Below are 14726 nucleotides of genomic sequence, written 5' to 3'. Positions count from 1 at the left end.
GGTAGGTCAGCCCTCCGAGGGAGCGAGACGCTTGAGCTCCGCCTCGGTCGAGGCGAGCAGTTCGTTCCACGAGGTCTCGAACTTCTCCACGCCCTCGTCCTCCAGCAGCTGGACGACGTCGTCGTAGGAGATGCCCAGGGCCTTCACGGCGTCGAGGTCGGCGCGGGACTGCTCGTACGTGCCGCGGATCGTGTCGCCGGTGATCGCGCCGTGGTCGGCCGTGGCGTCGAGGGTGGCCTCCGGCATGGTGTTGACCGTGCCGGGAGCGACCAGCTCGTCGACGTACAGGGTGTCCTTGTACGCCTTGTCCTTGACGCCCGTGGACGCCCACAGCGGGCGCTGCCTGTTGGCCTGCGCCCGGTCCAGGGCGGCCCAGCGCTCGCCGCCGAAGACCTCCTCGTAGGCCTCGTAGGCCAGACGCGCGTTGGCCAGGGCGGCCTTGCCGCGGACGGCGGCGGCCTCGGGGGTGCCGAGGGCGTCGAGCCGCTTGTCGATCTCGGTGTCCACACGGGAGACGAAGAAGGACGCCACCGAGTGGATCTTCGACAGGTCCAGGCCGCGCTCCCTGGCCTTCTCCAGGCCGGCCAGGTAGGCGTCCATCACCTCGCGGTAGCGCTCCAGCGAGAAGATCAGCGTGACGTTGACGCTGATGCCGAGGCCGATGACCTCGGTGATCGCCGGCAGGCCCGCCTTGGTCGCGGGGATCTTGATCAGCGTGTTGGGGCGGTCGACCAGCCAGGCGAGCTGCTTGGCCTCGGCGATCGTCGCCCGCGTGTTGTGCGCCAGCCGGGGGTCGACCTCGATGGAGACCCGGCCGTCCTGACCCTGCGTCCGCTCGAACACCGGGCGCAGGATGTCGGCGGCGTCGCGGACGTCCGCCGTGGTGATCATCCGGACCGCCTCCTCGACGGTCACCCGGCGGGCGGCGAGGTCCTCCAGCTGCGGGTCGTAGCCGTGGCCGTCCGAGATCGCCTTCTGGAAGATCGACGGGTTGGTGGTGACACCGACGACGTGCTGCTGGTCGATCAGCTCGGCGAGGTTGCCGGAGGTGATCCGGGTGCGGGACAGGTCGTCCAGCCAGATCGCCACGCCCTCGTCGGAGAGGCGCTTGAGTGCGTCTGTCATGAGAGTTGCATCTCCTAGTCGTCTTGTACGGGCGTCAGCGCGCGGCGGCGGCGACGGAGTCGCGCGCGGCGGCGGCGACCGCCTCGGGCGTGAAGCCGAACTCGCGGAAGAGGACCTTGCCGTCCGCCGAGGCGCCGAAGTGCTCCAGCGAGACGATCCGGCCCGCGTCGCCCACGTAGCGGTGCCAGGTCAGGCCGATGCCGGCCTCCACCGCCACCCGCGCCTTCACCGACGGCGGGAGCACGGCGTCCCGGTACCCCTGCTCCTGCTCCTCGAACCACTCCACCGACGGCATCGACACCACGCGGGTGGGGACGCCCTCGGCCTGGAGCTGCTCGCGCGCCGCGACGGCGAGCTGGACCTCGGAGCCCGTGCCGATGAGCACGACCTGCGGCGCGGCGGCCGCGCCGTCGGAGCCCTCGGCCTCGAAGAGCACGTAGCCGCCCTTGGCCGCGTCCTCGTTTCGCTCGTAGGTCGGCACGCCCTGGCGGGTCAGCGCCAGGCCGTGCGGGGCGCCCACGCCGAACTCCTTGGTGTACCGGCGCAGGATCTCGCGCCAGGCGACGGCGGTCTCGTTGGCGTCCGCCGGGCGCACCACGTTCAGGCCGGGGATGGCCCGCAGCGAGGCCAGGTGCTCCACGGGCTGGTGGGTCGGGCCGTCCTCGCCCAACCCGATCGAGTCGTGCGTCCACACGTAGGTGACCGGCAGGTGCATCAGGGCCGACAGGCGCACGGCGTTGCGCATGTAGTCGGAGAACACCAGGAAGGTGCCGCCGTAGATGCGGGTGTTGCCGTGGAGCGCGATGCCGTTCATCACGGCGGCCATCGCGTGCTCGCGGATGCCGAAGTGCACCGTGCGGCCGTACGGGTCGGCCTCGGGCAGCGGGTTGTCCGCGGGCAGGAACGACGAGGTCTTGTCGATCGTCGTGTTGTTCGAGCCGGCCAGGTCGGCGGAGCCGCCCCAGAGCTCGGGCACCACGGCGCCGAGCGCCTGGAGGATCTTGCCGGAGGCGGCGCGGGTGGCCACGCCCTTGCCGGTCTCGAACTCCGGGAGCTTCTCCTCCCAGCCCGTCGGCAGCTCGCCCGCGCGGATGCGGTCGAACTCGGCGGCGCGCTGCGGGTTGGCCGTGCGCCAGGCGGCGTACGCCTTCTCCCACTCGGCGCGGACCTCGCGGCCGCGGTCCAGGGCCCCGCGGGTGTGCGCGAGGACCTCGTCGGAGACCTCGAAGTGCTGCTCCGGGTCGAAGCCCATGACGCGCTTGGTGGCCGCGACCTCCTCCTCGCCCAGCGCCGAGCCGTGGGCGGCCTCGGTGTTCTGGGCGTGCGGGGCGGGCCACGCGATGATGGAGCGCATCGCGATGAACGACGGGCGCCGGGTCTCGGCCCTGGCCGCCTCGATCGCGGCGTGGAGGGCGGCCGGGTCCAGGTCGCCGTTCTCCTTCGGCTCCACGCGCTGCACGTGCCAGCCGTAGGCCTCGTAGCGCTTCATGGTGTCTTCGGAGATGGCGGTCTCGGTGTCGCCCTCGATCGAGATGTGGTTGTCGTCCCACAGCATGATCAGGTTGCCGAGCTGCTGGTGCCCCGCGAGCGAGGACGCCTCGGCCGAGATGCCCTCCTGGAGGCAGCCGTCGCCCGCGACCGCGTACACGAAGTGGTCGAAGGGCGAGGTGCCCGGGGCGGCCTCGGGGTCGAACAGGCCGCGCTCGTAGCGGGCGGCCATGGCCATGCCCACCGCGTTGGCGACGCCCTGCCCGAGGGGGCCCGTGGTCGTCTCGACGCCGGTGGTGTGGCCGTACTCCGGGTGTCCGGGGGTCTTGCTGCCCCAGGTGCGGAAGGCCTTGAGGTCGTCCAGCTCCAGGCCGAAGCCGGCCAGGTAGAGCTGGATGTAGAGGGTCAGGGAGGAATGGCCCGCGGACAGCACGAAGCGGTCGCGGCCGGTCCAGTCGGCGTCCGCCGGGTCGTGCCGCATCACCTTCTGGAAGAGGGTGTAGGCGGCCGGAGCCAGGCTCATGGCCGTACCCGGATGGCCGTTGCCGACCTTCTGTACGGAATCCATGGCCAGAACACGGACCGTGTCCACTGCCCGCTCGTCCACTGCGGTCCACTCGAGATCTGTGGTGGTCGGCTTGATGCTCACCCTGGGTCAGGGCTCCTCTCCGCATGTCGATCCCGGCGACGAGGGGTGTTACCGGGCGCTGTCGAGCCTACCTTTGCAGCAATCGGGGTCCCCTCGTACAAGCGTCTTACCTGTCGGCCGCGCTTCTGCCAGAGTGCGTGCCCGGCGCGCCGTTCGCCTCTCGGGTGCGTATACGGACGGCGCGGCCGGGGGGCTCAACACGAGGACACCCCCGCGAAGATCGGCGTCCGGGCAACGTCTAGAGTGGTGTGGTACGCGCAAGCGTCCACCGGGTTGTCGCTCCCCGTCACCGTTCGCAGGCGTTCGGGCGGGGCACCCGCTCGCGGAGCTTGCTGGGATTTCTCTGTCAGGGGTGTGCGTGACGGCCGTCGAGTCCCGACCCGCAGGGGTCGTCTTGGCCACCGGCCCGGGGGGCCATCGACCGTTCGGGGCCCGCGTCAAGGCATTCGTGGCGCTGACCAAGCCCAGGATCATCGAGCTGCTGCTCATCACCACCGTCCCGGTGATGTTCCTGGCGGAGCAGGGCGTGCCCGACCTCTGGCTGGTGTTCGCCACCTGCTTCGGCGGCTACCTCTCCGCGGGCGGCGCCAACGCGCTCAACATGTACATCGACCGGGACATCGACGCCCTGATGGACCGGACGGCGCAGCGCCCCCTGGTCACCGGCATGGTCTCGCCGCGCGAGGGACTGGTCTTCGGCCTCGTCCTGGCCGTGGTCTCCACCGTGTGGTTCGGCCTCCTGGTCAACTGGCTGTCCGCGGCGCTGGCGCTCGGCGCCCTCCTGTTCTACGTCGTCGTCTACACGATGATCCTCAAGCGCCGCACCGCGCAGAACATCGTCTGGGGCGGCATCGCCGGGTGCATGCCGGTCCTCATCGGCTGGTCCTCGGTCACCGACTCGATGTCCTGGGCCGCGGTCATCCTGTTCCTGGTCATCTTCTTCTGGACGCCGCCGCACTACTGGCCCCTGTCGATGAAGGTCCGGGAGGACTACGCCAGGGTCGGCGTCCCGATGCTCCCCGTGGTCGCGGGCAACACGGCCGTCGCCCGCCAGATCGTCCTCTACAGCTGGGTCATGGTGGCGGTGTCGCTGCTGCTCACCCCGCTCGGCTACACCGGCTGGTTCTACACGGCCGTGGCGCTGGCCGCGGGCGGCTGGTGGCTCTGGGAGGCGCACGGCCTGCAGAACCGGGCCAAGGAGGGGGCGACGGGCGCCAAGCTCAAGGAGATGCGCCTGTTCCACTGGTCCATCACCTATGTGTCGCTGCTCTTCGTCGCCGTCGCCGTGGACCCCTTCCTGCGCTGAGGCCCTAGCCCTTCCCGTTCCTGCGCTGAGGCCCTTCCCGGTCCGGCTCCGCCCGGCCGCGTCCGCTCCGCTGCCCCGCCCCCGTCGGGCGGGGCAGCGGAGCGGACGCGGCCGTGGGGCACGCCACGCCGCCCCGGCGTCGCCAAGCGATCTACCCGCCGGTAGCATCCAGGCCATGGCAGAAACCCAGGTTGACGAGAACGCACAGGACTCCGGGCGGGACGCGCGGGCCGCGCGCAAGGCGGCCAGGCTCGCCAAGCAGATCCGCTCCTTCGCCGACGCCCACGGGGGCGCCGAGGGCCAGCTCGCGTACATCGGCCAGACGGGTACGAGGATCGTGCTCGTCGGCGAGGACGGCGCCTGGGGAGACCTGGTCGCCCCCACCCATGCGATCGCCGTCGGCGCCGCCGAGAAGTCGGGCATCACGCTCCACGAGCACTTCGACGGCGAGTTCGCCGGGAAGGTCCGCACCGGCCCCTACGAGTGGACCCGGATGGCGGGCATCCAGGTCGGCGGGCCCTCGGCCGGCTGAGCGGAACCCCGCACCGGGCCGCCCCGAGGGGACCGGGGACCCCGCCCCTGCGGGCACCCGACCGGTGCCGCCCCCCGGTGCGCCGGTCGACCGGAACTGCCACGGCCCGCACGTGCGGAACCGGGCCCCGACGGTGTCGGGGCCCGGTTCCGCAGGCGTGTCCGGTGGGGCTCAGGCGGGGGAGAGCACCTCGCCGGACGGGGCGGGCGCGGAGGCCGCGGGCACGACCTGGCGCTCCCGGAGGCTCAGGGCCAGGCGGACCACCGCGACCCACATCACCGCGGACCCCAGCATGTGCACCCCGACCAGCAGCTCGGGGACGCCCGTGAAGTACTGCACATAGCCGATCACGCCCTGCGCCGCGACCACCAGCAGCAGGTCCCGCGCCCGGGCCCGGACGTCGTCGGGCGCGTCGACCACCCTGGCCGCCAGCCACATGGCCACGGCCAGCCCGCAGACCACCCAGGCGGCGATCGCGTGCACATGCGCGGCGGCGGTCCAGTCCCAGGGCATCCGCGGCACGTCGCTGCTGTCCCCCGCGTGCTTGCCCGAGCCGGTGACCGAGGTCCCCAGCGCGATCAGCAGGGCGGAGACCCCGACGATCGCCCAGGACAGCCTCCGCACCGGCCGCGGCACCCGGGGCCTCGGCGCGGCGTCGCCCTCCCCGGCCCGCACCCAGGTGAGCGTCGTCACCGTCAGCAGGCCGGTGGCCAGCAGGAAGTGCCCCGCCACCGTCCACGGGTTCAGGCCCGCCCAGACGGTGATCCCGCCCAGCACGGCGTTGCCCATCACGATCCAGAACTGCGACCACGCCAGCCGGGACAGCCCCCTGCGCCGCGGTGCGACGCAGCGCGCGGCGACGATCGTCCAGCCCACGGCCGCCGACAGGACGTAGGTCAGCATCCGGTTGCCGAACTCGATCGCACCGTGCAGACCCTGCTCCGGGGTGGCGAAGAGGCTGTCGTCGGTGCACTTGGGCCAGGTGTCGCAGCCGAGTCCGGACCCGGTCAGGCGGACGGCACCGCCCGTCACGATGATGACCACGCTCATCACGAGAGCGGAGAGCGCGGCACGGCGCAGGGTCCGGGGGGACGGGGTCCAGCGCTGGGCGATGTAGGCGAGGGGGGTCTGCACGGGCCCTATCGTAGGCGGGGGCTTGTGCATGCGTTCACGAGGGGTCCGGTCCGGGTGGATACGTCATCCGGACACGTGATCCGTCCAGGTGGTCCTCCTCGTCCCACCACAGCGCGAAGCGCCACCGGACGGGCTCCGGGGGAAGCACCCCCGAGCTGCGGAAGGCGTCCGCCAGCTCGGCGGCCACCGCGGCGGCGGTCCGGTCGGTCACCGCGTCCATCCCCCGCCACGGGTGCGCCAGCGGCGTCCACGTCCCGCCGTCCGCGCACACGTCGAAGCGCCAGACGGCCCGCCACGAGTGCGACCTCAGGATGCGCCGCACCTCCGCCCGCTCCAGGCCGAGGCCCGAGGCGATGGCCTCCGGCTCCATCCCCTCGATGCGCCCGGCCACCACCGCCAGCCCGAGCAGCCGCTCCGGCAGCAGCCCGCGCCCGCGCAAGCGGGTCAGGCCCTCCGCGAACGGGCACCTGCGCAGCCGGCGCTCCAGCTGGTCGCCGAGGTGCTCCAGCACCGCCGTGCGCGCCCGCTCGCCCGGCCCCGCGTCCGGACGCACCGCGCGGAACGCGCGCTCCGCCCGTACCGCCCACTCGGCCGCGTCCACCGGGCGGCCGAGCTCCTCCAGCCGGTCGCCCAGGAAGGCGTACGCCTGGGCGAGCCCCTCCCGGTTGCGTGGATCCTCCTGGTCGAGCCCCTCCCAGACCGCGATCGCGCGGCGCGTGGACTCCACCGCCGCCGCCCCCGCCAGCAGGTCCTCGGCCGGCGGCCGCTCCCCCTGCGGATGGAAGGCGTAGCGCGGCAGGCCCAGCTCGTCGCTGAGCGGTTCGGCGAGGTAGACGGCCTGGTCGACGAGGGCCCGCGCATGGGCCCGGGCCGATCGCGCATCGTGCCGCGCCCCGGCGGCGCAGCACCGGACGGCATGGGCCGCGGCCGCCAGCGCGTCGACCCGTCCGCCGACGTCGAAGTGGTGCCGGGCCAGGTCGCCGTAGCGCAGTCCGAGGGTGGTGGTGAGCGCGGGGTCGTCCACCGCGTGCGGGGCGAGGGCGGCGATCAGTTCGGTCAGTATCCGCTCGCGCTCGCCGGGTGCCGATCCGGGTCTGCCGGTCCGGATCCTCGCCCACTCCTCGTCGAGCCGCAGCGCTGCGCACCGTTCCATCCAGACCTCCACCTCGTGCCGGTCCCGAGGGGAGCATCCTGGCGCCGGGTCACTCCCAGCGGAAGAGCCGGGCGGCCGCGCCCAGTCCGAGGACGGCCCACACCGCCAGCACCCCCAGGTCGCCCCAGGGGACGCCGGAGCCGTGCTGGAGGACGTCCCGCAGCCCCTCCGAGAGCGCGGCGATCGGCAGCAGGGACAGCACGGAGGCGGCGGTGCCGGGGAACCGGTCCAGCGGCACGATCACCCCGCCGCCCACCAGGAGCAGCAGGAAGACCAGGTTGGCGGCGGCGAGCGTGGCCTCCGCCCGCAGCGTGCCGGCCATCAGCAGACCCAGCCCCGAGAAGGCCGCGGTGCCGGCCACCAGCAGCAGCAGGACGGGGAGCGGGCCGCCCCGGGGGGACCAGCCGAGCCCGAAGGCGATCAGGGCCAGAAGGGCGACCTGGAGCACCTCCGTCACCAGTACGGACAGCGTCTTGGCGCACATCAGCGCCCAGCGGGGCAGCGGCGAGGCCCCGAGCCGCTTGAGGACCCCGTACCGGCGCTCGAAGCCGGTGGCGATCGCCTGCCCCGTGAAGGCCGTCGACATCACCGCGAGCGCCAGCACGCCGGGGGCCAGGAAGTCGACGGGCTCCCCCGCGCCGGTGTCGACGACGTCGACGGTGGAGAACAGCACCAGCAGCAGGGAGGGGATGACCACCGTCAGCAGCAGCTGCTCGCCGTTGCGCAGCAGCATCCGCGTCTCCAGGGCGGCCTGGGCGGCGATCATGCGCCCGATCGGCGCCGCGCCCGGTCGGGGGGCGAAGGTACCGGTGCTCATCCGCGCAGCTCCCTGCCGGTCAGTTCGAGGAAGACGTCCTCCAGGGTGTGCCGCTCGACGGCGATGCCGTCGGGCATCACACCGTTCTGGGCGCACCAGGAGGCCACCGTGGCCAGCAGCTCGGGCCCCACATCGCCGCTGACGCGGTAGGTCCCGGGGACCGGCTCCGAGGCGGCCGTGCCGTCCGGCAGCGCCTTCAGCAGCGAGCCGAGGTCGAGTCCGGGGCGCCCGGTGAAGCGGAGGCTGTCCTCCGCCCCGCCGCGGCACAGCTCCTGCACGGTGCCCCCGGCGATCACCCGCCCGGCGTCCAGGATGGCGACCCGGTCCGCGAGCTGCTCCGCCTCGTCCATGAAGTGGGTGGTCAGCACGGTGGTCACACCGTCGGCGCGCAGTCGGCGCACCAGCTCCCAGGTGGCGCGCCGGGCCTGCGGGTCGAGGCCGGCGGTCGGCTCGTCGAGGAAGACCAGCTCGGGGCGGCCGACCACGGCCATGGCCAGGGACAGCCGCTGCTGCTGGCCGCCGGAGAGCCTGCGGTAGGGTGTCCGGCCGCAGGAGCCGAGGCCCAGCAGCTCGACCAGGAAGTCCACGTCCAGCGGATGGGCGTGGAGCCGCGCCGTGTGGGCGAGCATCTCCCCGGCCCGCGCCCCCGGGTAGACCCCGCCGGACTGGAGCATCACGCCCACGCGCGGGCGGAGCCGCGCCGTGTCCGCCACGGGGTCCAGGCCCAGGACGCGCACGGTGCCCGCGTCGGGGCGCCGGTAGCCCTCGCAGGTCTCGACCACGGTGGTCTTGCCCGCCCCGTTGGGGCCCAGTACGGCCGTCACCGAGCCCGCGGGCACGTCCAGGTCCAGGCCGTCCACGGCGGTCTTGTCGCCGTAGCGCGCCACCAGGCCCCTGACGCGCACGGCGGGCTCGTTGCTCATGCCCGGAAGTCTAAGGAGCCCGCGCCCGGACCCCGCCGCCGGGCCCCGCCGCCGCGCACTGGCGGGCCGCCCCCGGCGAGCGCGCATGGTCGGGGGCGGCGGGGGAACCCGGGCGGGGTGCCCGTCCTCCTCGGCACCTCCGGGTGGCAGTACGACGACTGGCGGGGCGTCCTGTACGACGAGGGCGTACCCCGGCGGCGGTGGCTTGAGGTGTACGCCCGCAGCTTCCGCACCGTGGAGAACAACAACGTCTTCTACCGGCTCCCCGAGGAGGCCACCTTCGCCGGATGGCGGGAGCGCACGCCTCCCGGCTTCGTCATGGCGGTGAAGGCGAGCCGCTTCCTGACGCACGTCCGGCGGCTGCGCGACCCCGAGGAGCCGGTGGCACGGCTGATGGAGCGGGCGCGCGGGCTGGGCGGGCGGCTGGGGCCGGTGCTGCTCCAGCTGCCGCCGACGCTCCGCGGCGACCCGGCCGCGCTCGACGCGGTGCTCGGCTGCTTCCCCGCCGGCGTGCGGGTGGCCGTGGAGCCGCGGCACCCCTCGTGGTGGACGGCGGAGGTCCGCGGAGTCCTCGCCGCGCACGGTGCGGCCCTGTGCTGGGCCGACCGCGGGTCGCGGCCGGTCTCGCCGCTGTGGCGGACGGCCGAATGGGGGTATCTGCGGCTCCACGAGGGCCGGGCCGCGCCATGGCCGCGCTACGGGCCCGGGGCGCTGGACTCCTGGGCGGGCCGCCTCGCGGACGCCTTCGGACCGGGTGGTGACGTCTACGCCTACTTCGACAACGACACCGGCGGCGCGGCCGTCCTCGACGCCCGCGCCTTCGCGCACCGGGCCCGCGCGCGGGGCCTGCGGGTGCCGTCGGCGGACGGGGACGGGGCCCGGCGGGACGCCTCGCCGGACGGTGCCGGGTGATCGTTCCCGCAGGTCAGCTTAGGTATGCCTAAGTGATGCACGGCACCGCGCGGTGATCGGGACGCGGCTTGTCACGCTCCGAGGAATTACGCAACAATGGCGTTGTGAAAAACGTCGGCGAGTCTCTCCAGACGGACCACGCGACCGGTGAGCGCTCCACGCGCAACCGCGTCGCGCGTTCCATCCTGGACCACGGGCCGTCCACCGTGGCCGACCTCGCCGGGCGCCTCGGCCTCACCCAGGCCGCGGTCCGGCGCCACCTCGACGCACTGGCCTCGGAGAACGTCGTCGAGCCGCGCGAGCAGCGCGTCTACGGCGCCCGCACCCGGGGCCGCCCCGCGAAGGTCTTCGCCCTGACCGACTCCGGCCGGGACGCCTTCGACCAGTCCTACGACACCCTCGCGGTCGACGCCCTCGGCTGGATCGAGCGGTCGGCCGGGGGAGGCGCGGCAGGCGAGGCCGCCGTCGCCGCCTTCGCCCGCGACCGGATCGAGTCCCAGGGCGAGAACTACCGCGCGGCCGTCGAGGCCGCGGCTCCCGAGGGGCGGGCCGAGGCGCTGGCCCGGGCGCTGAGCGCCGACGGGTACGCTGCTACGGCCCGCAGCGCGCCGGTCGGCGAGCAGCTCTGCCAGCACCACTGCCCGGTCGCCCACGCCGCGGAGAAGTACCCGCAGCTGTGCGAGGCGGAGACGGAGTTCTTCTCCCGCCTCCTCGGCACCCATGTGCAGCGGCTCGCCACCATCGCCCACGGCGACGGCGTGTGCACCACCTTCATCCCGCGCGGGTCACCCCCGGGCGGCACCGCGTCCACCACCACACCAGCATCTGCCAGCAAGGCCGGGAGGAACCCCGCATGACTCTCCCCACGGAGACTGCCCACCCCGAACTCGAGGGCCTGGGTACGTACGAATTCGGCTGGGCCGACTCCGACGAGGCCGGCGCCGCGGCCAAGCGCGGTCTCTCCGAGGAGGTCGTCCGCGACATCTCCGCGAAGAAGAACGAGCCGGAGTGGATGCTGAAGCTGCGCCTGAAGGGCCTGCGGCTGTTCGACAAGAAGCCCATGCCGAGCTGGGGCTCCGACCTCTCCGGCATCGACTTCGACAACATCAAGTACTTCGTCCGCTCCACCGAGCAGCAGGCCGCCTCCTGGGAGGACCTGCCCGAGGACATCAAGAACACCTACGACAAGCTCGGCATCCCGGAGGCGGAGAAGCAGCGCCTGGTCGCCGGCGTCGCCGCCCAGTACGAGTCCGAGGTCGTCTACCACCAGATCCGCGAGGACCTGGAGGCGCAGGGCGTCATCTTCCTCGACACCGACACCGCGCTGAAGGAGCACCCGGAGCTCTTCCAGGAGTACTTCGGCACCGTCATCCCGGTCGGCGACAACAAGTTCGCCTCGCTGAACACCGCCGTGTGGTCCGGCGGCTCGTTCATCTACGTGCCCAAGGGCGTCCACGTGGACATCCCGCTCCAGGCCTACTTCCGCATCAACACGGAGAACATGGGCCAGTTCGAGCGGACGCTGATCATCGTCGACGAGGACGCCTACGTCCACTACGTCGAGGGCTGCACCGCGCCGATCTACTCCTCGGACTCGCTGCACAGCGCCGTGGTCGAGATCATCGTCAAGAAGGGCGGCCGCTGCCGCTACACGACCATCCAGAACTGGTCGAACAACGTCTACAACCTGGTCACCAAGCGCGCCGTCGCCTACGAGGGCGCCACCATGGAGTGGGTCGACGGCAACATCGGCTCCAAGGTGACCATGAAGTACCCGGCCGTCTACCTGATGGGCGAGCACGCCAAGGGCGAGACCCTGTCCATCGCCTTCGCGGGCGAGGGCCAGCACCAGGACGCGGGCGCCAAGATGGTCCACATGGCCCCCAACACCTCCTCCAACATCGTCTCCAAGTCGGTGGCGCGGGGCGGCGGCCGCACCTCCTACCGCGGCCTGATCGAGATCGGCGAGGGCGCCCCCGGCGCCAAGTCCAACGTGCTCTGCGACGCGCTGCTCGTGGACACGGTCTCCCGCTCCGACACCTACCCCTACGTCGACGTCCGCGAGGACGACGTCTCCATGGGCCACGAGGCGACCGTCTCCAAGGTCTCCGAGGACCAGCTCTTCTACCTGATGAGCCGCGGCCTGAGCGAGGACGAGGCGATGGCCATGATCGTGCGCGGCTTCGTCGAGCCGATCGCCAAGGAGCTCCCCATGGAGTACGCGCTGGAGCTGAACCGGCTGATCGAGCTGCAGATGGAGGGCTCGGTCGGCTGACGCCGCCCCGCCCCGCAGCGATCGACTTCTCACGCAGGTACGCAGGAAGAGAGCAACACGACAGCCATGGCTGAGGCCCAGAACATCCCGGTGGGATCCACCACCGCCGGCTCCATCGCGGTGGCCGCCGAGTCGACCGTCGCCACCCGCATGAGCGCCCCCCCGTCCTTCGACGTGGCGGACTTCCCCGTCCCCCACGGCCGCGAGGAGGAATGGCGCTTCACCCCGCTGGAGCGGCTGCGCGGGCTGCACGACGGCACCGCCACCGCAACCGGCTCGGGCGTCAAGGTCGCCGTCGAGGCGCCCGCCGGCGTCACCGTGGAGACGGTCGGCCGCGACGACGCCCGGCTCGGCCGGGCCGGCACCCCCGTCGACCGCGTCGCGGCCCAGGCGTACTCCTCCTTCGAGCAGGCCTCGGTCGTCACCGTGCCCAAGGAGACGGTGCTCACCGAGCCGATCCGCATCGCCGTCCACGGCGAGGGCGGTACCGCCTACGGCCACCAGGTCGTCGAGCTCGGCGCCTTCGCCGAGGCGGTCGTCGTGATCGACCACACCGGCGACGCGGTGCTCGCCGCCAACACCGACTACGTCCTGGGCGACGGCGCCAAGCTCACCGTCGTCTCCGTCCAGGACTGGGACGACACGGCCGTCCACGTCGGGCAGCACAACGCCCTGATCGGCCGCGACGCCTCCTTCAAGTCCGTGGTCGTCACCTTCGGCGGCGACGTGGTCCGCCTGCACCCGCGGGTGGCCTACGCCGGCACCGGCGGCGCGGCCGAGCTCTTCGGGCTCTACTTCACCGACCGCGGCCAGCACCAGGAGCACCGCCTGCTGGTCGACCACAACACCCCGCACTGCACCTCCAACGCGGTCTACAAGGGCGCCCTCCAGGGCGACGACGCCCACGCGGTGTGGATCGGCGACGTGCTCATCCAGGCGGCCGCCGAGGGCACCGACACCTACGAGATGAACCGCAACCTCGTCCTCACCGACGGTGCGCGCGTGGACTCCGTGCCCAACCTGGAGATCGAGACCGGCGAGATCGCCGGAGCCGGGCACGCCTCCGCCACCGGCCGCTTCGACGACGAGCAGCTGTTCTACCTGATGGCCCGCGGCATCCCCGAGTCCGAGGCGCGCAGGCTGGTCGTCCGCGGCTTCTTCGCCGAGCTCGTCCAGCAGATCGGCCTGGCCGACGTCGAGGAGCGCCTCATCGCCAAGATCGAGGCCGAGCTGGAGGCGTCCGTCTGATGGCCTTCGTCCGAGCCTGCGCGCTGAGCGAGCTGGAGGAGGACACCCCGAAGCGGGTGGAACTCGACGGCACGCCGGTGTCACTGGTGCGCACCGAGGGCGAGGTGTTCGCGATCAACGACATCTGCTCGCACGCGAACGTCTCCCTCTCCGAGGGCGAGGTCGAGGACTGCGCCATCGAGTGCTGGCTGCACGGCTCCAGCTTCGACCTCCGCACCGGCAAGCCGTCCGGTCTTCCCGCGACGCGCCCCGTCCCCGTTTACCCCGTACAGATCGAAGGGGACGATGTGCTCGTCTCCGTCACCCAGGAGTCCTGAGTCACCCATGGCAACGCTTGAAATCCGCGACCTGCACGTCTCCGTCGAAGCCGACAACGCTTCCCGGGAGATCCTCAAGGGCGTCGACCTGACCGTGAAGCAGGGCGAGACCCACGCCATCATGGGCCCCAACGGCTCGGGCAAGTCGACCCTCGCGTACTCCCTCGCAGGCCACCCCAAGTACACGGTCACCGGCGGCACCGTCACGCTGGACGGCGAGGACGTCCTGGAGATGAGCGTCGACGAGCGCGCCCGCGCCGGCGTCTTCCTCGCCATGCAGTACCCGGTCGAGGTGCCCGGCGTCTCCGTCTCCAACTTCCTGCGCACCTCCGCCACCGCGATCCGCGGCGAGGCCCCCAAGCTGCGCACCTGGGTCAAGGAGGTCAAGGAGGCCATGGCCCGGCTCTCCATGGACCCCTCCTTCGCCGAGCGCAACGTCAACGAGGGCTTCTCCGGCGGTGAGAAGAAGCGCCACGAGATCCTCCAGCTGGAGCTCCTCAAGCCGAAGATCGCCGTTCTCGACGAGACCGACTCCGGTCTCGACGTGGACGCCCTGCGCATCGTCTCCGAGGGCGTCAACCGCGTGCGCGAGTCCGGTGAGGTCGGCACCCTGCTGATCACCCACTACACGCGCATCCTGCGCTACATCAAGCCCGACCACGTGCATGTGTTCGCCGACGGGCGCATCGCCGAGTCCGGTGGCCCCGAGCTCGCCGACAAGCTGGAGGCCGAGGGCTACGAGGCGTACACGAAGGGCGGCGTATCCCTGTGAGCGACGCGCGCACGGCGGCCGGCCGTCACACGGCCTGCGCGGCCCCGGCGCGTCCCGCGGGCGGAGAGAACAGCG

Annotated in this window: 14 protein-coding genes; 8 read left to right on the top strand and 6 right to left on the bottom strand. The window is 72.5% G+C overall.

The features are described 5' to 3' along the window. Nucleotides 1–6: 6 nt before the first annotated feature. Nucleotides 7–1125 (bottom strand): transaldolase, encoded by a 1119-nt coding sequence (gene tal, locus ACGF15_RS18070; RefSeq protein WP_345615736.1) that lies wholly within the window; start codon nucleotides 1123–1125, stop codon nucleotides 7–9. 34 nt (nucleotides 1126–1159) lie between these two features. Then, nucleotides 1160–3262 carry a transketolase gene (gene tkt, locus ACGF15_RS18065; RefSeq protein WP_345615735.1) on the bottom strand — a complete coding sequence of 701 codons (2103 nt, stop codon included), beginning with the start codon at nucleotides 3260–3262 and terminating at the stop codon, nucleotides 1160–1162. Between the two features lie 352 nt (nucleotides 3263–3614). Between tkt and ACGF15_RS18060 the strand changes: the two genes are divergently transcribed. Both ACGF15_RS18060 and ACGF15_RS18055 read left to right on the top strand, forming a co-directional pair. Continuing rightward, nucleotides 3615–4568, top strand: coding sequence for a heme o synthase (locus tag ACGF15_RS18060; RefSeq protein WP_376427202.1), 954 nt, complete (start codon nucleotides 3615–3617; stop codon nucleotides 4566–4568). A 175-nt stretch (nucleotides 4569–4743) separates the two neighbouring features. Then, nucleotides 4744–5100, top strand: a complete 357-nt coding sequence (locus ACGF15_RS18055) for a hypothetical protein (protein ID WP_256526876.1) — start codon at nucleotides 4744–4746, stop codon at nucleotides 5098–5100. 171 nt (nucleotides 5101–5271) lie between these two features. On the opposite strand, the gene ACGF15_RS18050 is transcribed toward ACGF15_RS18055, so the two are convergent. From ACGF15_RS18050 to ACGF15_RS18035, 4 genes are read right to left on the bottom strand one after another with little or no spacing between them, the layout of a single operon-like run. After that, nucleotides 5272–6264, bottom strand: coding sequence for a heme A synthase (locus ACGF15_RS18050; RefSeq protein ID WP_392800053.1), 993 nt, complete (start codon nucleotides 6262–6264; stop codon nucleotides 5272–5274). Nucleotides 6265–6268: 4 nt separating this feature from the next. After that, nucleotides 6269–7387: a hypothetical protein gene (locus tag ACGF15_RS18045; protein ID WP_345615732.1), complete on the bottom strand. Its 1119-nt coding sequence runs from the start codon at nucleotides 7385–7387 to the stop codon at nucleotides 6269–6271. 49 nt (nucleotides 7388–7436) lie between these two features. Continuing rightward, on the bottom strand, nucleotides 7437–8204 hold the full coding sequence (locus ACGF15_RS18040; RefSeq protein WP_345615731.1) for an ABC transporter permease: 768 nt from the start codon (nucleotides 8202–8204) through the stop codon (nucleotides 7437–7439). Beyond that, entirely contained in the window at nucleotides 8201–9127 is a 927-nt protein-coding gene (locus ACGF15_RS18035) for an ABC transporter ATP-binding protein (protein ID WP_392800049.1), read from the bottom strand. Before ACGF15_RS18035 ends, ACGF15_RS18040 begins: the two co-directional genes overlap by 4 nt. 117 nt (nucleotides 9128–9244) lie before the next feature. Here ACGF15_RS18035 and ACGF15_RS18030 point away from each other — a divergent pair, with 117 nt between their 5' ends. From ACGF15_RS18030 to sufC, 6 genes are all read left to right on the top strand, one after another. Further along, entirely contained in the window at nucleotides 9245–10039 is a 795-nt protein-coding gene (locus ACGF15_RS18030; RefSeq protein ID WP_392800046.1) for a DUF72 domain-containing protein, read from the top strand. Nucleotides 10040–10143: 104 nt separating this feature from the next. Then, complete coding sequence (locus tag ACGF15_RS18025; protein ID WP_392800043.1) at nucleotides 10144–10896, top strand: helix-turn-helix transcriptional regulator; 753 nt, start codon at nucleotides 10144–10146, stop codon at nucleotides 10894–10896. After that, entirely contained in the window at nucleotides 10893–12314 is a 1422-nt protein-coding gene (gene sufB, locus ACGF15_RS18020; protein ID WP_256526882.1) for a Fe-S cluster assembly protein SufB, read from the top strand. The genes ACGF15_RS18025 and sufB overlap by 4 nt, the downstream gene beginning before the upstream one ends. Nucleotides 12315–12380: 66 nt before the next feature. Then, on the top strand, nucleotides 12381–13562 hold the full coding sequence (gene sufD, locus ACGF15_RS18015) for a Fe-S cluster assembly protein SufD (RefSeq protein ID WP_362609078.1): 1182 nt from the start codon (nucleotides 12381–12383) through the stop codon (nucleotides 13560–13562). After that, nucleotides 13562–13879, top strand: coding sequence for a bifunctional 3-phenylpropionate/cinnamic acid dioxygenase ferredoxin subunit (locus ACGF15_RS18010; RefSeq protein ID WP_256526884.1), 318 nt, complete (start codon nucleotides 13562–13564; stop codon nucleotides 13877–13879). Before sufD ends, ACGF15_RS18010 begins: the two co-directional genes overlap by 1 nt. Nucleotides 13880–13886: 7 nt before the next feature. Beyond that, on the top strand, nucleotides 13887–14651 hold the full coding sequence (gene sufC / locus ACGF15_RS18005) for a Fe-S cluster assembly ATPase SufC (RefSeq protein WP_256526885.1): 765 nt from the start codon (nucleotides 13887–13889) through the stop codon (nucleotides 14649–14651). Nucleotides 14652–14726: the final 75 nt, after the last annotated feature.

This window comes from Streptomyces sp. NPDC048001 (assembly GCF_043203115.1).
Classification (GTDB): Bacteria; Actinomycetota; Actinomycetes; order Streptomycetales; family Streptomycetaceae; genus Streptomyces; species Streptomyces sanyensis.
Note: the sequence above shows the minus strand (reverse complement) of the source record. Positions and strands in the feature narration are given on the sequence as shown.